Origin of the sequence: Oceanicoccus sp. KOV_DT_Chl (assembly GCF_900120175.1) — a bacterium.
GTDB lineage: Bacteria > Pseudomonadota > Gammaproteobacteria > Pseudomonadales > Dasaniaceae > Oceanicoccus.
The window spans coordinates 939,926-962,357 of sequence record NZ_FQLF01000002.1 but is presented as its reverse complement, the minus strand read 5'-3'; the positions used below and the strand labels follow the sequence as shown (position 1 = coordinate 962,357).

18 protein-coding genes and 1 pseudogene are annotated in these 22,432 nt (G+C 44.4%); 17 read left to right on the top strand and 2 right to left on the bottom strand.

All coding sequences use genetic code 11. From position 1 onward, the window contains the following. Positions 1-92: 92 nt before the first annotated feature. Together UNITIG_RS08125 and UNITIG_RS08120 are read right to left on the bottom strand one after the other, a co-directional pair. Positions 93-1,442: a phytase gene (locus tag UNITIG_RS08125; protein WP_101757923.1), complete on the bottom strand. Its 1,350-nt coding sequence runs from the start codon at positions 1,440-1,442 to the stop codon at positions 93-95. A gap of 80 nt (positions 1,443-1,522) precedes the next feature. Beyond that, complete coding sequence (locus UNITIG_RS08120) at positions 1,523-2,371, bottom strand: MurR/RpiR family transcriptional regulator (protein ID WP_101757922.1); 849 nt, start codon at positions 2,369-2,371, stop codon at positions 1,523-1,525. 356 nt (positions 2,372-2,727) lie between these two features. Here UNITIG_RS08120 and UNITIG_RS08115 point away from each other — a divergent pair, with 356 nt between their 5' ends. The 17 genes and pseudogenes from UNITIG_RS08115 (at position 2,728) to UNITIG_RS08040 (ending at position 22,354) form a co-directional block, all read left to right on the top strand. Further along, a complete protein-coding gene (locus UNITIG_RS08115) occupies positions 2,728-2,976 on the top strand; it encodes a hypothetical protein (RefSeq protein ID WP_101757921.1) in 249 nt (82 codons plus the stop codon). A 60-nt stretch (positions 2,977-3,036) separates the two neighbouring features. Then, positions 3,037-4,152 (top strand): Gfo/Idh/MocA family protein, encoded by a 1,116-nt coding sequence (locus UNITIG_RS08110; RefSeq protein WP_101757920.1) that lies wholly within the window; start codon positions 3,037-3,039, stop codon positions 4,150-4,152. Between the two features lie 40 nt (positions 4,153-4,192). Then, positions 4,193-4,996: a 5-deoxy-glucuronate isomerase gene (locus UNITIG_RS08105; protein WP_101757919.1), complete on the top strand. Its 804-nt coding sequence runs from the start codon at positions 4,193-4,195 to the stop codon at positions 4,994-4,996. A gap of 22 nt (positions 4,997-5,018) precedes the next feature. Next, a pseudogene (gene iolC, locus UNITIG_RS08100) lies at positions 5,019-6,928 on the top strand (5-dehydro-2-deoxygluconokinase). Between the two features lie 51 nt (positions 6,929-6,979). Continuing rightward, a complete protein-coding gene (gene iolD, locus UNITIG_RS08095) occupies positions 6,980-8,827 on the top strand; it encodes a 3D-(3,5/4)-trihydroxycyclohexane-1,2-dione acylhydrolase (decyclizing) (RefSeq protein ID WP_101759223.1) in 1,848 nt (615 codons plus the stop codon). Positions 8,828-8,883: 56 nt separating this feature from the next. Then, positions 8,884-9,291, top strand: coding sequence for a sugar phosphate isomerase/epimerase (locus tag UNITIG_RS23480; RefSeq protein ID WP_200821228.1), 408 nt, complete (start codon positions 8,884-8,886; stop codon positions 9,289-9,291). Beyond that, positions 9,267-9,770 (top strand): TIM barrel protein, encoded by a 504-nt coding sequence (locus UNITIG_RS23475; RefSeq protein ID WP_200821227.1) that lies wholly within the window; start codon positions 9,267-9,269, stop codon positions 9,768-9,770. Before UNITIG_RS23480 ends, UNITIG_RS23475 begins: the two co-directional genes overlap by 25 nt. Before the next feature lie 38 nt (positions 9,771-9,808). Next, positions 9,809-11,311 (top strand): CoA-acylating methylmalonate-semialdehyde dehydrogenase, encoded by a 1,503-nt coding sequence (locus UNITIG_RS08085; protein WP_101757918.1) that lies wholly within the window; start codon positions 9,809-9,811, stop codon positions 11,309-11,311. 14 nt (positions 11,312-11,325) lie between these two features. Continuing rightward, on the top strand, positions 11,326-12,327 hold the full coding sequence (gene iolG / locus UNITIG_RS08080) for an inositol 2-dehydrogenase (protein WP_101757917.1): 1,002 nt from the start codon (positions 11,326-11,328) through the stop codon (positions 12,325-12,327). Between the two features lie 236 nt (positions 12,328-12,563). Further along, positions 12,564-14,759, top strand: a complete 2,196-nt coding sequence (locus tag UNITIG_RS08075) for a TonB-dependent siderophore receptor (RefSeq protein WP_101757916.1) — start codon at positions 12,564-12,566, stop codon at positions 14,757-14,759. Between the two features lie 270 nt (positions 14,760-15,029). Beyond that, positions 15,030-16,412, top strand: a complete 1,383-nt coding sequence (locus UNITIG_RS08070) for an MFS transporter (protein ID WP_101757915.1) — start codon at positions 15,030-15,032, stop codon at positions 16,410-16,412. A 4-nt stretch (positions 16,413-16,416) separates the two neighbouring features. Then, positions 16,417-16,896 (top strand): hypothetical protein, encoded by a 480-nt coding sequence (locus tag UNITIG_RS08065; RefSeq protein ID WP_101757914.1) that lies wholly within the window; start codon positions 16,417-16,419, stop codon positions 16,894-16,896. A 32-nt stretch (positions 16,897-16,928) separates the two neighbouring features. Then, complete coding sequence (locus tag UNITIG_RS08060; protein WP_101757913.1) at positions 16,929-17,726, top strand: inositol monophosphatase; 798 nt, start codon at positions 16,929-16,931, stop codon at positions 17,724-17,726. A gap of 371 nt (positions 17,727-18,097) precedes the next feature. After that, positions 18,098-19,510: a metallophosphoesterase gene (locus UNITIG_RS08055; RefSeq protein ID WP_200821226.1), complete on the top strand. Its 1,413-nt coding sequence runs from the start codon at positions 18,098-18,100 to the stop codon at positions 19,508-19,510. A 235-nt stretch (positions 19,511-19,745) separates the two neighbouring features. Continuing rightward, entirely contained in the window at positions 19,746-20,321 is a 576-nt protein-coding gene (locus UNITIG_RS08050; RefSeq protein WP_101757912.1) for a PepSY domain-containing protein, read from the top strand. A 22-nt stretch (positions 20,322-20,343) separates the two neighbouring features. After that, positions 20,344-21,018 (top strand): response regulator transcription factor, encoded by a 675-nt coding sequence (locus UNITIG_RS08045; protein WP_101757911.1) that lies wholly within the window; start codon positions 20,344-20,346, stop codon positions 21,016-21,018. Then, entirely contained in the window at positions 20,999-22,354 is a 1,356-nt protein-coding gene (locus tag UNITIG_RS08040) for a HAMP domain-containing sensor histidine kinase (RefSeq protein WP_101757910.1), read from the top strand. Before UNITIG_RS08045 ends, UNITIG_RS08040 begins: the two co-directional genes overlap by 20 nt. Positions 22,355-22,432 lie beyond the last annotated feature (78 nt).

Here is a 22,432-nt window from a genome sequence, read left to right as displayed (position 1 = left end):
AGGTTGGGTTAGCCAGAAATAAAAAAGGGTTAAAGTACGATGACCTTAACCCTAGTCTTAATTATCAGATCCTCTGACCAGCTGCGCTGAACTTACTTGCGGCTGTTATCGGTAGTATCCGTTTTCAGCTTGAGTGACTTTGCCACGCCGCCCCAGGAGATATATTTGAAGTTGCTGCCTTCTCTGTATTCTCCTTCGCCATTAAATACTTTGGGATCATTTTGACCATCTTGCATCACTAATAAGCCCTGCTTGAAATTTCCACCGAGATTGACGTTAACCACCATCATGCCGTCCGTTTCATCAACGCCATCCACTGCGCCATCAATAACCGTAAAAGAATTTACATATTGATTATTGTTTTCACGGTCATAGAGCGCGACACTATTGTTGCCTTGGCTTGAGACTAATAAATAGCCCTTGCCCTTGCTGGCTTGATAGAGCGTTAGACCTTCTGCATCGGCATAGAGCTCAGCATTACCAAAGCCGGGATCGTTAGCATGATCCAGAACGCAGTTATATTCCTGTTCTTCTTCTACCCAGGAGCGGCTGTAAGGTGTGCCGAAGTCCTGTACCTTGGCAAATAATTTCCACTGGGATTGATCGCCGGGTTTAGATAAAGAGGTGCGCCAAACGCCGACATTTTCCTGTGCCAAATAAAGTATGTCGTGCTCTACGTCGGCAACCATGCCTTCAAATTGTGGCTTGTCGATATCGTCATCGGCGCAAGGTGTCCACTGCTTGCCATTGGGTAATGGGAAGCTGTGTGGAAAGTTTAGCGTTTGAACATTGCGATAAGCGACTTGGCCTTGGCCATTATCGTACAGCTCTAATTGGGCGACTTTGGGTGTGCTGTTTTGACTGACATAGGCGTAGGTTTTGTCGGTTTTAACCGTTGCTAAACCGTAGGCGGTAAAGCCTTCATTCACTTCATCTTGATTGGCGGCGAAAATAAAAGTCTGATCAGCAGCGGTGATGTCAGTCAGCGGCGCCTTTGTTGAGTCGCCTTGATTGACCTGATATACAATGACTTTATCCAGTCCCCGGTCTGAAACTACAACCAGATCTATCTGGTCTTTTCCGAGTTGGAAATTATAAATAATATCAGCATTGTTAAATCGCCCCGCGTTATTATCTTCACACTTTAGTTGTTTGCTGGTACAAGCTGGCGCAGGTCCTGCGGCAATATGTTGAAGTAATTTACCGTTAAGATCGTATACATCCATGCCGCCTTCTTTTAATGTCGCGGCAACAAAGCTTTTGGTTTTGTCGGTGGGGTGGATCCAGATCGCTGGGTCGTCTACGTCAGTATTAAGACCTGCGGCGTCATCAAAGTGACTGCGTGTTTCCAGTGTTGCCGTCACATTGTTACTACCGGCATAGAGTGCGCTACTGGCGATAGCCAGGCTTAGTCCGAGTAAATGTTGCTTAGCTTTGTTCATGTGAGCTTCCTTAATAGAGTCGTTTATTGAATTTGAATCTACTTTAACGGGAGCTTGATAAAGCTTAGCTTTGCATTAGATTAATTATTATTTACTTCGGCAGTTTCATTTCGAAATAGTAAAGCCGTTGCCAGTGTTTGCGCTAAGCACATCGATGTGGTGAGTGAGCGAAAAGTATAAACTTCAGCATCTTCAACTTCGAAACAAATGGTTGCCTGACTGGCGATGGCGTTTAACGCGCTATCAGTAATGACAATAATGGGCGTGTTGTTTTGTTTTGCAATGCTAACGACACGAGCCGTTTCTTCGGAGTAAGGACTAAAGCTAATGGCAATGAGCACATCCTTCGGTGTCATTGACCGACATTCATCAAACAACATGCCTCCCAAACCATGCAGTAAATGGGCGCGGCATTCAGCTTGATTGAGGCTGTAGTTCAGATAGCTTACAACAGGAAATGAGCGCCGCTGTCCCATGGTATAAATGTGTTCGGCGTTGTGTAGATAGTCTATTGCTGTTTCCAAATCGGCGGCATTGACTCCTTCGCGGAGGTTGCTCATGGCTGTTGCATTAGCTTCACAGTACTGGTCGAGTATACCCATGGGCGATTTTTTATCACTTGTTCCGCCGGGGCCGTTGACTGAGCGGATACGTTCTTTATAGCTGGCAGACCTTTCCGAAACATGTTGCTGAAAAGGGCGCTGCATTTCGCTAAAGCCTGAATAGCCGAAGGCTTTTGCAAAGCGGATTAGGGCAGAGGGTTGCACGCCAGCGCGCTCGGCAATCACGGCGGTTGTTTCCATTGCCATGATGGTGGGGTGATCCCAGGCAAAGCTGGCTATTTGGCGTAGGCGCTTACTCAGCGAGTCATAGCGAGCTGAAACCTCAAGGCGCAGAGTTTCATAATCTTGGGGTGGAGTGCGGTCCATCAATTAATTCTCTTTAGCTGTTTTTTATATTTAGTACTTAACGCCAGCGAGTTTGAGCTGGTTTTAATGTGTTAATTGTCGCTGGCTACTGTTCCATAAACTATTCATAAATGGAATATATTTTTCATTTTGGATTAATGCCCAGGTGTTGCTAGTTTAAATCGAGATTTAGAGATACTAGCAATAGAGAAAATACCTCTATTTAGAATAAATATTCTATTATTGTTTACTTGTGGAATTATTTGATTATACTGGCCGTATTGAAGTATTTGTGTCTGAGTTTGAGCTATTTATCCGCGGTGGCTAGCTGGTAATTGGCTGGCATAGGACTATTTGACGGTGTTTCAGGTTGATCGATGAAAAAGAGTATTGCTTATTCCAGGACACTGCCGCCTTTATTGGATGGCGGTAATTTAGAGATTCTACTTGGTGAGTACCATCTGCATAAGATGGAGTGGGGGGAGGCCAGACAGCTACTGGAGGCAGGGATAGAAAAGGGTAATTTGACTGACCCTGCACTAGCTAGAAAGCTGCTAAGAAAAGCGATTAGAGATATGTCTGGTGAGCGTGTTAATAAGCCGCGAGTATGGGTAGCTGACTGGTGATTGCTGGTTTTAAGTTTCAGCTTACGCCTTGGTATTTATCGGTGTGAAGGAAAGAGATTGATGAAAGAAGTCAGAGTTGGATTAATTGGCACAGGCTATATGGGTAAAGCGCATGCGATAGCGTTGCGGGCAATGCCAGCGGTCTTCCCTGTCGATGCCCGTGTGATTTGTGAATTGCTCGCCGATCCTGTCGCACAACGAGCAGAGAAGTATTGCCGGGAATTTTGTTTTAATCGCTGGACTGACGACTGGCAAGCATTGGTTGCAGACGAGGCTGTTGATGTGGTGGATATCTGTGCTCCCAATTTTCTGCATTATGACATGGCGATGGCAGCGATCGCCCAAGGTAAACATGTTTACTGTGAAAAACCTTTATCGTTAAGTGCAGAGCAGTCATTAGAGATGACTGAGGCGGCAGAAGCTGCCGGTGTAAAAACACTGGTGGGATATAACTACGCTAAAAACCCGGCCACTGCGTTGGCCAAAGAAATTATCGAGAGTGGAGAGATTGGAGAAGTTATCCACTTTCGCGGTACTCATATTGAAGACTATCTGGCTGATCCGAGCATTCCTTATAGCTGGAGATTGCAGCGCAAAATGGCAGGCTTGGGGGCATTAGGTGATTTGTGTCACATCATCAACATGGCGCAATTGTTAGTAGGGGGGATCGAGCAGGTTTGCGCAGATATGCAAACCGTTATTAAGCGACGCCCCATCGTTGGCAGTGATGATATGGGTGAGGTCGAAAATGAGGATCAAGCCCATATGATGATGCGGTTTACAGCCGGTGCTATTGGCACCATCGAATGTAGCCGTGTGGCACATGGTCGTAAATTGGGGCTGACTTATGAAGTGACTGGCACTAAAGGAAGTTTGGTTTTTGATCAGGAACGACAAAATGAATTGCAATTTTACAGTGCGGCGGATGCTAGTAATCGGCAGGGTTTTCGCACAATTTTAGTTGGCCCTGAGCACCCCGATTACGCCGCTTTTTGTTGTGCGCCTGGCCATGGTCTGGGGTTTAACGATCAAAAAATTATTGAAGTGCGCGATCTCATTGAAGGTATCGTAAATGAGCGAGCAATATGGCCGGATTTTAGAGCTGCTTTAGCAGTGGATAATGTTAATGCGGCTGCGGAGCGCTCTTTTCTTGAGCAGCGTTGGGTCAATGTTTAGCTGGATTGCAGCGAGTAAATTGAAATGAAAGGGGAGTCATATGGGATTGCATAATCGTGAGCACCGTGATGGATTCGGTGAAGGTCTGACATGGATTTGTGGTATCGATGATCAAGAATACGTTACGGGCATAGGGGTAGGTGTTCTTAAGTTAAAAGCGGGCGAGTTATATAAAACTGTATTTGAGCAAGAGATGGCCTGGTTATTAATGACCGGGAAAGTTGAAGTCGACGTCAATGCTGAAAATGCCAGCTTGTCACGGGACAGTATTTTTGATGAAGCGCCTAGTTGTATTCATGGTGCTTGTGGTGCGGAGCTTACTATTTCTTGTATTCAGGATTGTGAATTTACACTTTATCAAACTGCCAATACTAAGTTATTTAGTTCTCGAATCTATTTGCCAGAAAATGTTTCCGCAGAAAATCGAGGCAAGGGCCAGATTGGTGATACCTGTTGGCGTGTAGTGCGAACTATTTTTGGTGTCGAGGATGGTAATGAAGCATCAGATTTGGTGTTGGGTGAAGTGATTACTTTACCGGGGCGTTGGTCTAGTTACCCTCCGCATCACCACAGCCAGCCAGAAATATATCACTACCGCTTTACTGAGCCTCAGGGTTTTGGTCATGCAGAGTTAGGTGATGATGTTTTAAAAGTTAAGCAAAACGATACGGTAAAAATTTTGGATCTAAATGATCACGCCCAATGTTCTGCACCGGGCTACGGAATGTACTACAGCTGGGTAATTCGCCATTTGGAAAATGATCGTTATGACGTACCCGAGTTCACTGAAGAGCATCGTTGGGTGATGGAGCCTGGGGCCAAATATTGGCAAATAAAATCTTGAGTACAATGTTTTGAAGGTGGATATGAATAATAAAACATTAGATGTAATTTGCCTGGGCCGTGCCTGTGTGGATTTTTATGGCGAGCAAATTGGTTCGCGGTTAGAAGATATGCGTAGCATGAAAAAATATATTGGTGGATCTTCTGCCAATATGGCCGTTGGTATGTCGCGTTTAGGGTTGAAAACTGCAATGTTGTCGCGTGTTGGAGATGAGCATATGGGGCGGTTTGTGACTGAGGAGCTAGCTTTAAATGGCGTAGATACTCAGCATGTAGCCACTGACAGCGAACGATTAACCGGTTTAGTGATACTAGGTATCAAGGATCGAGATACATTTCCGTTAATTTTCTACCGGGAAAATTGCGCAGATATGGCTATTTGCGAAGATGATATCAATGAAAATTTTATTGCTTCGGCCAAAGCTTTGGTAATAAGCGGCACCCATTTTTCTACTGATTCAGTTAATAAGGCAAGTCGCAGAGCGGTAGAGTTTGCGCGTAAACATGGTACACGAACTGTGTTGGATATTGATTACCGGCCGGTGTTATGGGGAGTGACAGGTCTGGGTGACGGTGAAAGTCGTTTTGTATCTTCCGATACAGTTAGTGAGCATATGCAGAGTATTTTGCCGCTGTTCGATTTGATTGTCGGTACCGAAGAAGAGGTGCATATTGCTGGTGGCAGCACTGATACGTTGCTAGCCTTGAATAAAATTCGCGAGTTATCGACTGCAACCATTGTGCTTAAGCGTGGTCCTTTGGGGTGTGTTGTATTTGAAGGTGAAATTCCTGATCGTGTTGAAAAGGGAGTGTCAACTGATGGTGTCACTATTGAAGTGCTCAATGTTTTGGGTGCGGGTGATGCGTTTATTAGCGGATTTATGCGTGGCTGGGTGAGAGGTGAGCCATTAGAAAATTGTTGTCGCTATGCTAACGCTTGTGGTGCATTGGTGGTTTCGCGACACGGTTGTGCTCCGGCTATTCCTAGCAGTATTGAGCTGGATGATTATCTTGATAGAGCTGACGCCGTTAATCGGCCAGATTTGGATGCGCGTTTACAATACCTCCACCGTGTCACGGTGCCGAAAAAACAATGGCCCGATATCTACGCACTTGCTTTCGATCACCGTATTCAGTTTGAGCAAATGGTAGAGCGCTTAGGCGTCGATAGTAGCAAAATTCCAGTATTCAAAAATTTGGTTGCCAGGGCCTTGCGGCAGGTTATTGAACAGCAAGGGTTGCAGGGGCATGCGGGTTTATTAGCCGATGGCCGTTTCGCCGAGCAGGTATTAGAGCAGGCTTCTGGTCAGGGACTTTGGATTGCACGGCCTGTTGAATTGCCACAATCCAGGCCCTTACAGTTTGAGGTGGGTAATAATATTACTGCGGAGCTTGTGAGCTGGCCCTCTGAACATATTGTTAAATGTCTGGTGTTTTATCACCCTGACGACGATGAGCCTATTCTTGGTCAGCAAAATCAAAAATTAATCGATCTATATCAAGCTTGTTTGCACAGTGGTCATGAACTTTTGTTGGAAGTAATTCTGCCAGAGGATATGCCCGAGCAGGACGATACTTTGGTAGGGGCGATGAACTCTATTTATCAGCTGGGTATTTATCCTGAATGGTGGAAATTACCAGCGCCAACACAAACCCAGTGGCCAGCTATCAATACCAGTATTCAAAAATATGATCCTCATTGTCGGGGGTTATTCTTTTGGGGCTAAACCAAACGGAAGAAGTTTTGGTCGAGGGATTTAAGGCTGCTGGTTCGGAGCCACGCTGTAAGGGTTTTGCAATAGGACGCAGTATATTTTTTGAGCCTGCAGAAGAGTGGTTTTCTAATCGAGCTGATGATGAAATCACTGTGTCACGGATTGCGGATAAGTTTAGTTCCATCCTCAGTCAGTGGCGCCACTACCGTTCACAGTAATTAGTTTGGTTAATAGTGAAGCATAAAAGTAAAGCACGCAGAGATATTATTATGAGTACGCGAAGGTTGACGATGGCGCAAGCGCTGGTGCGGTTTTTAATGGCGCAGAAGGTTAGCATTGATGGCAGGTTGGAGCCTTTAATACCCGGGGTGTGGGCGATTTTTGGTCACGGCAATGTTGCGGGTCTAGGAGAGGCGCTGCATCAGGTTAAGGATACACTGCCAACGTATCGCGCTCATAACGAACAAGCTATGGCGCATGCGGCGATAGCATTTGCAAAATCGAGCAATCGTCAGCAGCTGATGGCTTGTACTACATCGATTGGGCCGGGTGCCACTAATATGGTAACCGCGGCGGCGTTGGCGCATGTTAACCGACTGCCAGTATTGTTGTTGCCTGGAGATACTTTTGCCTCACGTGCTCCTGACCCTGTGCTACAACAAATTGAAAATTTTTCTGATCCGACGATAACCGCTAATGATTGCTTTCGACCAGTGTCACGTTACTGGGATCGGATCATTCACCCTGAGCAATTACTAACGAGTTTGCCCCAGGCTATACAAGTGCTCTTGGACCCCGTTAATTGTGGTCCAGTAACTTTGGCATTGCCTCAGGATATTCAAGCGCAGGCCTATGACTTTCCGGAACAATTCTTTGCTGAATGTGTTCATCAGCCACGCCCAGTAGCCGTTGATGTTGAAGCATTACAGGCGGCGGTAGCAATATTAAAAAATGCAGAGAAACCACTCATTATTGCCGGCGGCGGTGTTCACTATGCTGCTGCATGTGAGGTGCTTTCACAGTTTGCTGAACGTCATAGTATTCCAGTAGCAGAAACGCAGGCAGGAAAAAGTGCTTTAAGTTGGAATCATGCCTGTAATGTAGGTGCTATTGGTGTTACCGGCTCCAGTGTGGCGAATAAGTTAGCGGCATCAGCTGATGTTGTGTTGGTCATTGGTTCCCGATTGCAGGATTTCACTACTGGTTCGCGCACCATATTTGCCAACAAGCAATGTCGATTAATAGCTTTAAACGTTGCTCCTTTTGATGCTAATAAACACGGATCATTGCCTTTGGTTGCTGATGCAGCATTAGGGATGAATGCTTTATCAAACAGTTTGGGCGACTGGGCTGCGGCAGCTAGTTGGATGAACGAGGCGCGTAAAGCTATGGAAGTTTGGAATCTCGTGGTTGAAAAAAATACCGCTGACTCCGGTGCTGGTTTAGCTACAGATGCGCAAGTGGTGGGCGCGGTAAATCGCGCCGCTGATACCAATAGTGTGGTGGTTTGTGCTGCGGGAGGTTTACCAGGGGAGTTGCATAAATTATGGCGCGCGTCTCGCCCTAATGGCTATCACGTTGAGTATGGTTTTTCTTGCATGGGTTACGAAATTGCTGGTGGGCTTGGCGTAAAGATGGCTCTGCCACAGAGAGAAGTATTTGTTGTTGTGGGTGACGGTAGTTATCTAATGATGAACTCTGAAATTGCCACCGCAGTGATGATGAATAAAAAACTGATTCTAGTCATTCTTGATAACCGAGGCTTTGGCTGTATTAATCGGTTACAACAGGCCTGTGGTGGCGCACCGTTTAATAATTTATTAAAAGATTCATTCTATGAAGGTGATCAAGTCCCCGCCATCGATTTTGCTGCGCATGCGGCTTCATTGGGTGCTGTGTCTGAAAAAGTGGCATCTATTAGCGAGTTAGAACAGGCTTTGCTTAGAGCTAAAGCATCATCAACATGTTATGCAATTGTTATAGATACTGATCCTGCGGTGACAACCGAAGAAGGTGGATGTTGGTGGGACGTTGCTGTGCCTGAAGTATCTGAGCGCGAGCAGGTCGTGAATAAACATCGCGAATATTTAATTTATAAAAAAAATCAGCATCAGTAACTTCTGCATTTGGTTTTAATTTTATTGTGGTAAAAGTGCTAAAGGATAATTAAGTAATGAGTGTAAATATAGGTATTAATCCTTTGACCTGGACTAATGATGACCTGCCAGAGCTGGGTGCAGAAATCTCATTGGAGCAGTGTCTATCCGAAGGAAAAAAAGCGGGCTATGCAGGCTTTGAGTTGGGTCAGAAATTTCCCAGAGAGTTGGAGCAGTTACAAGCAGTTATTAAGCCCTTTCAACTAGAAATTATCTCGGGTTGGTATAGCGCGCGGTTATTAGAACGTTCTGTAGAGGACGAAATTGAAGCAATGAAGGATCATCTTGCCTTACTAAAAGGTATGGGGTGCAAGGTGATGGTGTTTGCTGAAGTCAGTGGGTGTATTCACGGCAACTTAAATTCAGCACTTTCTAAGCGACCTACATTAGCTGCCAACGAATGGCTAGAATTTGGAAAAAATTGACTCTGATTGCTCAGTACATGGATCAGCAAGGCATTCGTTTAGCTTACCACCATCATATGGGGACTGTGGTTGAAACGGCTGAGGAAATTGATTTGTTAATGGCACATACAGCCGAGTCTGTTGGGTTGTTATTAGATACTGGACACTTAACTTATGCAGGATCTGACCCCGTTGAGGTGATTTCCCGACATGGTAAGCGAATTGTTCATGTGCATTGCAAAGATGTTCGGTCACTGACATTAAAGTGGGCTAAAGAAAAAGATGTCAGCTTTTTAAAAGCGGTATTGGAGGGTGTGTTTACTGTTCCTGGCGACGGCAGTATTGATTTTTCGGCGGTATTGAGCGCGTTAAAGGTGATTAATTACTGTGGCTGGTTAGTCGTTGAAGCTGAGCAGGATCCAGGCAAGGCTACCCCGCTGACATATGCAACATTGGGTTACAACTATTTAGACAATCTTGTCACCAAAATCGGACTTTAATACGCCGGTTATCTAATTATTTCAGGGGCAGTGAGCAGATGGAAAGTATTACGCATTTTATTAATGGCGAATTAGTTACAAATCAAGCGGGCCGTAGCAGTGATGTTTTTAATCCTGCTACAGGTGCTGTGATCGCTAAAGTGGCGATGGCAGATCACGCTCAAGTAGATGCTGCCGTAGCAGCAGCGAGTGCGGCCTTTGTTCAGTGGTCTGCAACGTCTTCATTAAGGCGCGCTAGAGTTATGTTTAAATTTAAAGCGTTACTTGAAGAGCATGCAGAGCAATTAGCCAGACTTATTTCAAAAGAGCATGGCAAAGTTTTTGAAGATGCATTAGGTGAAGTGACGCGTGGCCTTGAAGTTGTTGAGTTTGCCTGCGGCGCACCACACTTGTTAAAGGGAGAGCTAAGTGAAAGTGTTGGTTCAGGTGTTGATTGCCAAAGTATGCGCCAGCCTCTGGGTGTGGTTGCCGGTATAACGCCATTTAATTTTCCGGCGATGGTGCCGATGTGGATGTTTCCCGTCGCTATTGTGTGCGGTAACTGCTTTATCTTAAAACCCTCTGAGCGAGTGCCTTCTTCCTCATTGTTGTTGGCGGACTTGCTCAGCAAAGCTGGGTTGCCGGAGGGTGTTTTTAATGTAGTGCAAGGTGATAGAGAGGCGGTAGATGCATTGATTGCTCATCCTTTAGTGAAGGCGCTGAGCTTTGTTGGTTCAACTCCTGTGGCGCGACATATATATCGTACCGGTGCGGCCAATGGTAAACGGGTGCAAGCTTTAGGCGGTGCGAAAAATCATTTGGTTATCATGCCTGACGCTGACTTGGATCAAGCAGTAGATGCATTAATGGGTGCGGCTTACGGGTCGGCAGGTGAGCGTTGTATGGCGATATCTGTAGCAGTGCCGGTAACAGATGCGGTTGCAGATGCCTTGGTCGAGCGTTTAACCGCAAGAATTAGAAAACTGAAAATTGCGCCAGGCACTGAGACGGGTGCGGATATGGGACCGCTGATTACTGCTCAACATTTAGAGAAGGTGCGCTCCTATATTCAGATTGGCGTTGAGGAAGGTGCTGAGCTGGTTGTCGATGGTCGTGAGTTTGTGATGCAGCAAGAAGGCTACGAGCAAGGGTTTTATTTGGGCGCCACATTATTTGATCATGTAAAAGCTGATATGTGTATTTACCGGGAAGAAATTTTTGGACCGGTGTTAGCTGTGGTTCGGGCAGAAAATTTTTCGGCTGCTATGGATATGATTAATGCACATGAATTTGGCAATGGTGTTTCTATTTTTACTCGCGATGGTGATACAGCGCGTACTTTTGCTCATGGTATAGAGGTTGGCATGGTGGGAGTCAATGTACCTATACCTGTGCCTATGGCTTTTCATAGTTTTGGTGGTTGGAAAAATTCGTTGTTTGGTGACCACCATATGCATGGGCCAGAAGGCGTTAGATTTTATACTCGGTTGAAAGCAGTTACATCACGATGGCCTACGGGGATTCGCGCTGGGGCGGATTTTGTTATGCCAACAATGGCTTAAAAGGTTTATAGATTATGTCTAAAAAAATTGTGATGGCGCTGTTAGGTGCTGGCCGAATTGGCAGTATTCACGCGACCACGGTCGCGCAGCAAAATGATGTAGAGCTGCGTTATGTAGTCGATGTGAATGAGCGGGCTGGCAGGCAATTGGCGGAAAAATTAAATGCAACTTTTTCCGATACTAATACGGTAATGGCAGATGGAGAAGTTGATGCCGTCATTATTGCCACGGCGACCGATACTCATGCAGATTTAATCGAACTAGCCGCGAACAGTGGTAAAGCGATTTTCTGTGAAAAGCCGGTCGATCTTAATTTCAACAAAGTCGAGCGTTGCTTAAAAGTTGTAGCAGAGCAGAAGGTGCCACTAGCTCTGGGATTTAATCGTAGATTTGACCCCAACTTTAGCGCACTGCAGCAACAGTTAAAGGCCGGGCGTATTGGTGAGTTGGAGATGGTATCCATTACCAGTCGCGATCCTTCGCCACCACCGTTGGAATACATCAAGGTGTCTGGTGGATTGTTTCGGGACATGATGATTCATGACTTTGATATGGCGCGATGGTTGCTGGGAGAAGAGCCGGTGGAGGTGTTTGCCACTGGAAGTTGTCTAGTCGATCCAGATATAGCTGTTGCAGGTGATATAGATACCGCCATGGTTATTCTAAAAACAGCCTCCGGGAAACTGTGCCAAATCAGTAATAGTCGGCGTGCCAGTTATGGCTATGACCAACGCGTTGAAGTGTTTGGCTCCGAAGGAATGCTGCGGGTTGAAAATGAAACATCCAATCGGCTGGAGTGTTTTGATTCAACGGGAGTGATCGCCGACAAGCCGTTGTATTTTTTCCTTGAGCGTTACGCGCAAGCCTATCGTCAGGAGTTGGAAGATTTCGTCAGTGCCATTCGCTCGGGGGATGAGCCGCTGGTTACTGGTAACGATGGGCTTGAGGCTTTGCGCTTAGCTAATGCAGCGTTCGAATCCTATAAAAGTGGTATTCCGGTAGTCATAAAAGCGTAGTTTATATCGAATTAATTTGTAATTAATTCTTTAATAACAATGACTTATATGCATGCTAAAATAATTTAAAATGTTTTATTCTATTTATTGTTATTATGAAATATTTATTCTATTATGGGTTTGAGATGTCGGGAAGTACTAATAAGGTAACTGCTTAGCGTTCGAGCCTAGTCGGTCAGTATTGTCTGTTAATGGTTGCCGCAGACTAATTAAGAAAATAAGAATTGGAGAAAAAAATGAAACAATTTAATAGGACGGCGCTGCATAAGGCTGTCGTAATTGCTGCAGTTTCCATAGCGCCATTGTCGGTTAGTGCTGCTAACGAGGGCGCCGAGTTAGAGGAGGTGATTGTACAAGGCGCGCCAGTATATCGTGATAGAACACCGTCGGTATCGCCAGAGCTTGAATACGATACTGAGTTTTTTCAGCAGTTCGAGCCTACGTCAGTAGGGGATATGTTAAAGCGTACCCCCGGTGTAGCCTTTAGCAGTGATGTGGGTGAATATGATTCGCCACAGCTTAGAGGTTTGGGCGCAGGTTATACCCAAGTGTTGATTAATGGTCGACGTATCGCAGGTAGTAGTGCTGACCGTTCTGCAGCGGTTGACCGTATTCCTGCTGAGATGGTAGATCGCATACAAATTATTCGTAGTCCAAGTGCTGACCAGGATAGCCAGGGTGTCGGCGGTACGATTAACATTATCTTAAAAGATGGTGCGAGCCTTCAGGGCGGCAGTATTCGATTAGGCGTGTTAAGTTTTGATGACAATAAATATCGTAATAGTGCGGCGTTGAGTTACGGCGCTCAAACCAATGATGTCACCTGGTCAACCTCGGCAACATTTTCTGAGCGTTACGTAGCCAAACAAAAAACAGAAACAGTGACTTCACCCGAAGGTGAGTTGGATACCCGTGAAATAGAACATGATGTTCGTGATAGCGATGATATTTCTTTGAGTGCGGCTGTCACGTTTCAGCTAGATGAAAATTCCACTTTAGGTTTCTCTGCCAATAAAGTAATCACCGAGCGTACCGAAAATCAAACTGAAGAAGCCAGTGAAGTGAATGATGATGGTGATTTGGAGTTAGATGGTTTGGCGCGCGATGCTGTAGATATTGAGGAAGATACTCTTACGCTTGGAACACTCTATACACAAAAATTTGGCCAATCTTCAAATTGGGAAATCTCGGCGGACTACAGTAAAACCGAGCAGACGGAAGATGCAGATTTGTTTGAGCGAGATGATTATGAATCAATTGAAGAATATGATGGGATCGAGAACCTGGATATTTCTGATGAAGAATTTATTGTCGCGACATCTGTGGGTACAGAATTAAACAGCGGTATAGCTTTGAAGACCGGTTTAGTAGCATCCATGAAAGAGCGTGAAGAAACATATACTGAGTTTGATGTTGAGTCTGATGGTTTTGTTAACGGTGTAGATTTATTACAAACTTATGAAGTCGAAGAAGATCGGCTAGATGCTTTCTTACTGGGCGAAACTGCGCTGGGTGAAAGTGGTATTTTAGAGCTGGGAGTTAGGGTAGAAAGTACCGACCGTACGATCGAAAATGAAGTGTCGAAAACTGACACTTCAGAGACGCATGTTAACCCGTCAGCGCATTTTTCCTATGAAGTCGGAGATCGCGGCACGTTCAGAACCAGCTTGGCGCGCACGGTTCGCAGGCCAGCCTTCACGGAGTTATCACCCACTATTCTAGAAGATGAGCCAGAAGATGGCGATGCTAAACAAGGTAATCCTGATCTGGACGATGAGGTTTCAAATGGTTTGGATATTGGTTATGAACAGCGTATTTTAGGCCGAGGTATTGCGGGCTTTAATGTGTTTTACCGCGAAGTATCTGATGTTATAGAGGAAGTGGGTATCACCAGAGCGGGTGGTGGTACTTTGTACTCTTATAACAATGCGGGTGATGGTGAGGTTTGGGGGGTAGAGATGGACTTTAATGTCCCGATATCGGATCAAACCGGTTTCTTTGCTAACGTGACATGGTTGGATTCTGAAATTGAAGATCAATTTACCGGTGAAACCAGGCGCTTCCGTGATCAGCCTAATTATGTTTACAACGTGGGTATTACTCACAACATTCCAAGCTGGGATGTGTCGACAGGTTTTAGTTATCAGCAGCAAGGTAAAAGTTTACAGGTCGACCTTGATCGAGAAGTTGAACTGGAATATGACGGTAACTTAGAGGCTTTTATCGAAAAACGGTTTGATAATGATTATGTGCTACGCCTAACAGGTACCAATTTACTTGATGCAGAAAAGCGGGAACACTTTACCAATTATGGTGGTGATAGCGCTCAGGAAATATTGGATAACCATATCGCTGGTGATGTCGATGAGTTTGAAGATGAGGTTGAAACAGCTGGCCCGGTTATTACGTTAACATTACGGAAACGTTTTTAAGCTAAAAGCTAATAATTCAGGTCCCCCCTTGAGGAGCCTAGCTTTTGTTAGGCTCCTCCTTTTATTAGAGTGTTTTATTTTATACATTGCTGGCGTATATGGCGCCACGTCAAAAGAATGCTTCGCAATAATTGATATGATTTCTACACCGAACTCGGGCATTAGTGAGACACAGGTTGAATACAGTCAGCAAGTTACTCGGCGCTCAACTATGGTTGCCAGTAAGTAAATCGTTTTTGTTCTGAAAAATAATCACGGCTAGGTAAATTTATGAAGTCAATAAAAAACTTCTTTTCAACAGGCGATGATCGAGATTTACTGACTAATAGTAATGAGATCAGTGCTTTGTTTCGGTTGCATCGCCGCAATGTTATTTTTCTTGTTACTTTTTGTTATGGCTTAGGTTACGTTTGCAGACTTGCCCTGAATGTAGTTAAAAAGCCACTAATGGATGCAGGTGTTTTTACTCCGGAGGAGATGGGCATTATTGGCTCTACCATGCTTTATGGTTACGCTCTGGGGAAGTTTACTAATGGTTTTTTGGCGGACCATGCTCATGTAGGTCGTTTTTTTGCAGTAGGCTTGTTTTTATCGGCGATGGCTAATGTCGGTATGGGGTTTTCCAGTTTGGTTTGGCTGTCGGCCTCGCTGTGGTTACTTAATGGGTGGTTTCAAGGTTTTGGAGCGCCTTCCAGCGTGGTGTCTTTGGCGGGGTGGTACAGCAACTCCGAGCGCGGACGCTATTATGGTGTGTGGAGCACAGCCCACTCTATTGGTGAAGGGCTGACTTATTTAGGTATTGCTTATTTAGTAGCGGCAGCGCCTAAAGGCTTGGGTCTTTCCTGGCAGTGGGGTTTTTGGATACCCGCCATTATTAGTGTCGGTGCAGCTTATTTATTATATAGATATCTTCCTGATCGCCCTCGTACGTTAGGCCTACCAACGATTGCTGATTGGAAAAATGATCACGGGGTCGTAAGGTCTGAATCTCAAGATAGTATCTGGAAAACACAGTTAAAAGTCTTAACTATTCCCTCAATATGGATATTGGCTTTAGCCAGTTCCAGCATGTATGTCACTCGTTACGCTATTAATAGTTGGGGTAATGTGTATTTACAGGAGATTCGGGGTTTTGACTTATTTGATGCTAATTTGTTTATCTTTTTCAATACCGTGGCGGGCATTGTAGGCTGCGTCGTGTACGGTCTGGTTTCCGATAAATGGTTTTCATCCCGGCGGCCACCCGCCAATCTTATTTTTGGCGTGTTGGAACTAGCGCCGTTGTTCATTATTTTTTTCGGCCCCAGAGATCCAGTCATCCTAGCGACTGCGATGATAATTTATGGGTTTGGTTTAAGCGGTATTCTCGCATCCCTGGGTGGTTTGTTTGCTATCGACATAGCACCAAAAAAAGTGGCGGGTGCGGCCATGGGTTTTATTGGTGTTTTCAGTTATATAGGCGCTGGTATGCAGGACTATATTAGCGGGAAACTTATTGGTGACAGCGAAATTATTTTCAACTTTGCCGTTTCCAGCCAACAAACGACGGTTTATTTTTATGACTACAGTAAACCCATTATATTTTGGGTCGGTGCGTCGGTTGTTTCAATTATTTTAGCTAGTAGCCTTTGGCGCGTAAAGGCATCGGAGTAAATCAATGAGAACTATAAAAGCAGCGGTTAGTTTATTGTGCCTGCTAATAACCGCTTGTACGGGTGAAGCGGTTAGTAATTACTGCAACGATCATCAGATTGATCACGCTGAACATCAACAGGATATTGCCAAGCTCGTGGTTCTCTACACCGGAGAAGGCTCGGTTGAAGTGACTGTAACAGCACCGATAAATAAGTTGGGTAATGATATCGATGCACTTAAACAGGTTGATAATGTAATAGCTATGCAAGGTCAGCAGGCATGTGAGCTTATTGCGAGCAATGTTAGCCAGGACGGGGCGGTGGCCAAGGCCCGTTACCAGCTCGATTGTGGCCAGGATAAAAACTCACTTAAACAGGTCGATGTTAAATTGTTGGATACTTTTTCTGCAATTGAAGAAGTTGAAGCGGATATAACCATGCCGGCAGTGCGCAAATTTTTTGCAATTAATCGACAGTGTGAAAAACCTATTTTCAAGTTGTAAAAGGTAGCTGTCTAGAATTTTCTGGAGAAAGAATGAACAAACAAACACGTTTCGACTTTGCCTGCCAAATTGCCAGACAAGCGGGTGAGCTAGCTAACAGTTACTTTGCTAACTTGGCATCACTGACGGTGCAGGATAAAGGTGTTCAGGATATGGCCACCGAAGCGGATGTGAATACAGAAAACCTGATTCGCGCGGCGATTGAAGCTAACTACCCAAACGATAATTTTTTGGGTGAAGAAAGTTATGAGCAGTTTGACGCGGAGCACGCCAGACACAGTGGCGCCGGCACTTGGGTTGTTGATCCGATAGACGGCACGCAGCCTTTTGTGAGTGGCATACCCACCTGGTGTATTTCCTTATCCTATGTGGTCAATAATCAAGTACAAATTGGGGTGATTTATGACCCTAATAATAACGAACTGTTTGCTGCAGAGGTAGGCAAGGGTGCGACCTTGAATGGTAAGCCCATGCAGGCTAGCCAGGTTCACGGGGTCGATAATGGCCTAATCGGTATTGGCTATTCTAATCGGGTAACGCCAGAGGCCACTTTATTGCCCCTGGAACGCTTGATCCGGGCAAATGGCATGTTTCACCGTTGTGGCAGTGGTGCCCTGAGTTTGGCCTATGTGGCCAGTGGTCGCTTGATTGGTTATTTTGAACCGCATATGAATTCCTGGGATTTTAGTGCGGGTATGTTATTGGTACAAGAAGCTGGCGGCCGTACCAATGATTGTTTGGCGGCAGATGACGCTTTGATTAAAGGTGATGTAGTACTGGCAGCAGCAGCGGGTGTGTTTGAGCCGCTGCAAGCTATCGTCAATGGTTAAATGAATTTTAGTTAATTCAGGGTAAATCTACGATTTACATAACTGTTGTTAGGCTTGTCTCACCTAACGATACTAAATTGTAAAATGATTTCCCCCCTGTTTTTTTAATGGCTGATGATGGCCTGTTTAACACGGCTAACAACCATGAAATTGAATGGTTACTGCTTTAACAAAGTTGAAAAAGCTAGCAAGTTAGATTGATTAGGTAGGTGCAGAAAGCTCTGTGAGTTTATGGCTTATGGTTAGCAAACGAAAGAGCACTATTTAGATTTAGTAAAAAGAGTGGTTGGTTTTCTTATGGCTAAAGCTGTTTTATAACCAACGTTATGAAAGTTTATAGTATGTTGAGCTCTCGGGCTTTAAAAGGTGAAATGAAAATGCGTTATATGAGTATATTATACAGTGCTTCTATATTGGTTTTATTGGCAGCCTGCGCTGGTACTAAAAAAGACGAGGTCGTATCTCTGGATACAGCTCCAGTAGATGCAGCTCCTATAGCTAGTAAAGGTGCTGATAGCTCTACTATTAAATTTATTGCTTTTGGTGATGGTGGTTACAATCCTTCTTACCCAAAAACGAAGCACCTTAAAAATGCGCTCACTAAAGAACAATTTATTGAAGGAGAGCGGAAAGATTGGTTAGAAGAGGGGCGTTCTGAAGCTGAGTTCTCTCATTCGCCTTTAGTCCTATTCCCTGGTACCAATATCGCAACTGAAGCGAGTGGTGCTCATCCGGTAGGTACGGCTATGGCAGCTTACTGTAAAACTGACGAGTGTGAATTTGCCATTCAATTGGGTGACAATATATACCCCAATGGCGCAGATGACTCAGACGGTCGTGATGATCAACAGCGAATGAACGATTTGATCCTGGATCCTATCAAGCCGTTATTAGCAGAAGAGCCTGAGCTAATTGTATACTCTGCATTGGGTAACCATGATTGGAAGTCTTCACGTAAGGGTGTTGCCTTACAATTGGATTGGATGGAAACACAGCCTCGTTTAACCCTGCCTAAACCCGGTTATTACAACTATACAATAGGTGAGGCTGGCAATGATATTGAGTTCTTTGTTCTAGATACGAACTTATTATTAACCGGCCAAACCATTTATGAAGTGCCTCTGTTGAAAGATGGTAGTGAGCAGCCAGACCAAGCTGCTATCGATGCGGGTACCGCTGAGCTAGAAGAGGTTGAGCCTCACGAGGTGCCTCTTAATGGCGAAGATATTAAACAACTTGAGTGGTTAAAAGACGGCCTTAAAAATTCTACAGCTAAGTGGAAGTTGGTTTATGGTCACCATATTCTTTGGTCAGTTGGCGGGTCAAAATACGATGAAGGCCATGTTCTACGCCGATTGATTATGCCTACACTATGTAAGTACTCAGATGGCTATATTGCTGGGCACGAGCATGATCTAGAGCTGATGACTGATACTTGTGAGAAATACTTTGGCAAGGGCAATGTCAATAAGCTACCCCTGATTATTACGGGCGCTGCTTCTAAAATGCGCGGTCATCACAGTGGTTTGGTACGTTATCAAGAAAAAGCGTACCCTCAATTTGATTTGTTGTGGAATAAGAGTTTTGTTTGGGGTTTTGCCCATATTACAGTGGATAATAAAGCCGATAGCCTAGCCGTTAAATTTTTCACTACGCCAAATGACCGAAGCGGTGAATTAGTACCTGAAGCCGAATTCAGCTTCCCTCGTCGTAGCCATCAGTCTGTTAAATTAGATATCATTGATTATAACGTTGATGAAAAGAATGTTGATGCTTTGAAATAAAACCTCGGATTTTTCAAGCTGTTTGGTTAAAGGGCATAGAGAGTTCGTTGCAGTAATAAAAAGAGTTTCATTAAGTTTTTTTTATTAGGCTTAATGGCTGCGGCAGCTGGGGTGTTTGAGCTGCTACAAGCTATTCTCAAAGGTTAGATGAATTTTAGTTAATTCAGGGTAAATCTACGATTTACCCAACTATTGTTAGGCTTACCTCTCCTAATTATGCTGAAGAGATACTAAAATGAACAATCGATCACTTGTTACCCTGTGTTTTTTAATCGCTAGTGTTAGCTTATTCAACCCTGTAGCCAATGCTGGTGATGACCATGAAGAGGCTGCACTGGCTCGATTTGCTATAGAGCAATCTGGTATTGACGCCCAAGCGGCTATTGCAAAAGTCAGCAAAGACTACCCAGGCCTTATTTATCAATATGAGCTCGATGATGAGGATGACCGTTTAGTTCATGAGGTTAAAGTCATCAACCTTGATGATAAACGTAAATACAAAGTCAAGATCGATGTAAAAACCGGCGAAGTCGTTAGTGAAGAAAAAAAGATAGTCTGGTCATGGTTTAAAGAAGATGAAGACATAACAATGGCCAAGTATTTGCAAGCGTCTAATTTTACCTTGATTGCCGCTTTAGAGCTGTTAGAAAAGTCAGGCATGGTTGAGGCGAGCGCCTTATTACAGGAAGCGGAGTTAGAGAATAATCAAGGAGTTTATTATTTCGAGCTGGAGACCTACGGGGCTGGCGGTGAGAAAAAATGGTTTATCGATATTGATTCACAAAGAATGATACCGGTTTTAAAGCAATAGCCTGAAAATAAGATTATTCATAATGAAAATACTGGTAGTTGAAGACGATAAAACCACACAGGAATATATTCAAAAAGGTTTTCAGGAGCAGGGTTTTGCTGTTGATGTTGCCGACACCGGGCCGGATGGGCTATATCTTGCGACTACCGGCCATTATGATTTGCTTATTCTCGATAGAATGCTTCCGCAAATGGATGGCTTGGACTTGTTGTCCGGTCTGCGTGCAATGGGAAAAAATATACCGGTTATCATTCTCAGTGCGCTAACCCATGTTGATGAAAGAATTAAAGGGCTGCAAGCAGGCGGTGATGATTATCTTGCTAAGCCATTTTCGTTTCAGGAGTTGTTAATCCGAGCCAACAACCTTGTTCGGCGTCAGCAACCACAGTACGAAACAACAGAGTTAAAAGTCGATAATCTGGTAATGGACTTGGTCGGCCATAAAGTTACTCGCTCTGAGTATGAAATAAAATTACAGCCAAAAGAATTTCAACTATTACGCTATCTGCTTGAGCATCAAGGTGAAGTCGTGTCCCGTACCATGCTATTTGAAACAGTTTGGGAATATCACTTTGACCCCAAGACAAATGTCATTGATGTGCATGTAGCAAAGTTACGAAAAAAATTAGAGGCGAATGGCCAAAGCCAAATAATTCATACTGTTAGAGGTGCTGGCTATGTGGTTAGAGCGCCTTAAATTTTTTACTCAAACATCAATTTGGCGTTTTACTATAGCCTTTACCATAATCGTATTATTGATATGTAGCGGTATCTTGGCTGTAGTTTATCAGTTAACTCTTGGCGCACAAAAGCAGCAGCTTGAACAGAGCGTTAGGGTCGCCGCGATGAGTTTTGTTGATTTGGCTAGTGCAAGTACGATGAGCGCCGATGAATTTCAACAGATAGTTACGGATAGAGGTCGGCGATCAAATTCATTAATTTTGATGTTAAATGCAAACCAAGTCAGCATTGGTAATCTAGATCGGTTTAGCGGGGGTGTCAGTGGTTACCCTCAAGTTCAGCGTTTTCCCATTGCAGTAGCGGATTTCCAGGGTGAGCCAACGTTAAAAGTAGTTGTCAGTACCCGTGTGGATACCCGTTTTGGTGAGCTTACCGTTGGCCTCTTTGACGAAAATCAGCAGCTGGAAAATACCTTTGCGACTGCCTCCTTGGCAACCTTAATCGGTGCGTCAATCATCACCCTGTTAGCCGGGCTGCTATTTAATCGACGAGTATTGCAGCGTGTTAAAGATATTGGTGAACTCACCTCCAAGGTAAAGAAAGGGCAATTACAAATAAGGCTGCCGGTCAGTCGCCGTAAGGATGAGTACGATATTATTGCCGTTCAAATTAATGAGATGCTTGATGATATTGATGAGTTGGTACACTCAGTTGCTAGTGTAACAGATAACATTGCCCATGATTTACGCACACCTCTGTCGCGTATTCGGATGGGGATTGATCGGCATCGCTGTGATCCGACTGAATTGGATGGGGAGGTTTGGCGCGAACAGTTATTGCTAGAGCTGGACCAGTTGGTTGATACCTTTGAGGCCATGTTGGAATTATCACGGTTAGAGAAAGGTGTGCAATTAATTGAGAAAAAAGAATGTAATTTAGAAAAGATTTGCCTGGATGTCGTCGATCTTGTTGAGCCGCTTGCGGAAGAAAAAAATCAGCTAATCAGTATCAATATAATTAATAATGCTAAAGTTTTAGGTGATGAAAATTTATTATTCAGAGCTATATATAATGTTTTTCAGAATGCGATTAAATATGCACCGCATAGTGGTCAAATAAATTTACGTTTAGATGGGTGTGAGTTGCTGATTGCGGATAATGGTCCCGGCATTCCTGTAGAGGAATTTGATAGAGTCTTCCAACGATTATATCGGCTCGATAAAAGCCGAAGTAGTGAGGGTTTTGGAATGGGCTTGGCTATAGTGAAGGCCATTATAGAATGGCATGATGGGTCCATATCTTTAGGTGAAAATCAGCCAGGGTTGTGTGTCAAAATTCGACTTCCCGAGTGACGTATTGATACTTAGACGTAATTTTGTCTATGTACAAAGAGTGAGATGAATGTTTACTATTCGATTGCGATGGCACCT

What these genes read in the sequence shown, in the direction of transcription:
- iolG (WP_101757917.1), top strand. Translation starts at nt 11,326, where the DNA reads ATGTCTAAAAAAATTGTGATGGCGCTGTTAGGTGCTGGCCGAATTGGC.
- UNITIG_RS08060 (WP_101757913.1), top strand. Translation starts at nt 16,929, where the DNA reads ATGAACAAACAAACACGTTTCGACTTTGCCTGCCAAATTGCCAGACAA.
- UNITIG_RS08065 (WP_101757914.1), top strand. Translation starts at nt 16,417, where the DNA reads ATGAGAACTATAAAAGCAGCGGTTAGTTTATTGTGCCTGCTAATAACC.
- UNITIG_RS08110 (WP_101757920.1), top strand. Translation starts at nt 3,037, where the DNA reads ATGAAAGAAGTCAGAGTTGGATTAATTGGCACAGGCTATATGGGTAAA.
- UNITIG_RS08105 (WP_101757919.1), top strand. Translation starts at nt 4,193, where the DNA reads ATGGGATTGCATAATCGTGAGCACCGTGATGGATTCGGTGAAGGTCTG.
- UNITIG_RS08040 (WP_101757910.1), top strand. Translation starts at nt 20,999, where the DNA reads ATGTGGTTAGAGCGCCTTAAATTTTTTACTCAAACATCAATTTGGCGT.
- UNITIG_RS08050 (WP_101757912.1), top strand. Translation starts at nt 19,746, where the DNA reads ATGAACAATCGATCACTTGTTACCCTGTGTTTTTTAATCGCTAGTGTT.
- UNITIG_RS08070 (WP_101757915.1), top strand. Translation starts at nt 15,030, where the DNA reads ATGAAGTCAATAAAAAACTTCTTTTCAACAGGCGATGATCGAGATTTA.
- UNITIG_RS08045 (WP_101757911.1), top strand. Translation starts at nt 20,344, where the DNA reads ATGAAAATACTGGTAGTTGAAGACGATAAAACCACACAGGAATATATT.
- UNITIG_RS08120 (WP_101757922.1), bottom strand. Translation starts at nt 2,371, where the DNA reads ATGGACCGCACTCCACCCCAAGATTATGAAACTCTGCGCCTTGAGGTT.
- UNITIG_RS23480 (WP_200821228.1), top strand. Translation starts at nt 8,884, where the DNA reads ATGAGTGTAAATATAGGTATTAATCCTTTGACCTGGACTAATGATGAC.
- UNITIG_RS08125 (WP_101757923.1), bottom strand. Translation starts at nt 1,442, where the DNA reads ATGAACAAAGCTAAGCAACATTTACTCGGACTAAGCCTGGCTATCGCC.
- UNITIG_RS08055 (WP_200821226.1), top strand. Translation starts at nt 18,098, where the DNA reads ATGAAAATGCGTTATATGAGTATATTATACAGTGCTTCTATATTGGTT.
- UNITIG_RS23475 (WP_200821227.1), top strand. Translation starts at nt 9,267, where the DNA reads ATGGCTAGAATTTGGAAAAAATTGACTCTGATTGCTCAGTACATGGAT.
- iolD (WP_101759223.1), top strand. Translation starts at nt 6,980, where the DNA reads ATGAGTACGCGAAGGTTGACGATGGCGCAAGCGCTGGTGCGGTTTTTA.
- UNITIG_RS08115 (WP_101757921.1), top strand. Translation starts at nt 2,728, where the DNA reads ATGAAAAAGAGTATTGCTTATTCCAGGACACTGCCGCCTTTATTGGAT.
- UNITIG_RS08075 (WP_101757916.1), top strand. Translation starts at nt 12,564, where the DNA reads ATGAAACAATTTAATAGGACGGCGCTGCATAAGGCTGTCGTAATTGCT.
- UNITIG_RS08085 (WP_101757918.1), top strand. Translation starts at nt 9,809, where the DNA reads ATGGAAAGTATTACGCATTTTATTAATGGCGAATTAGTTACAAATCAA.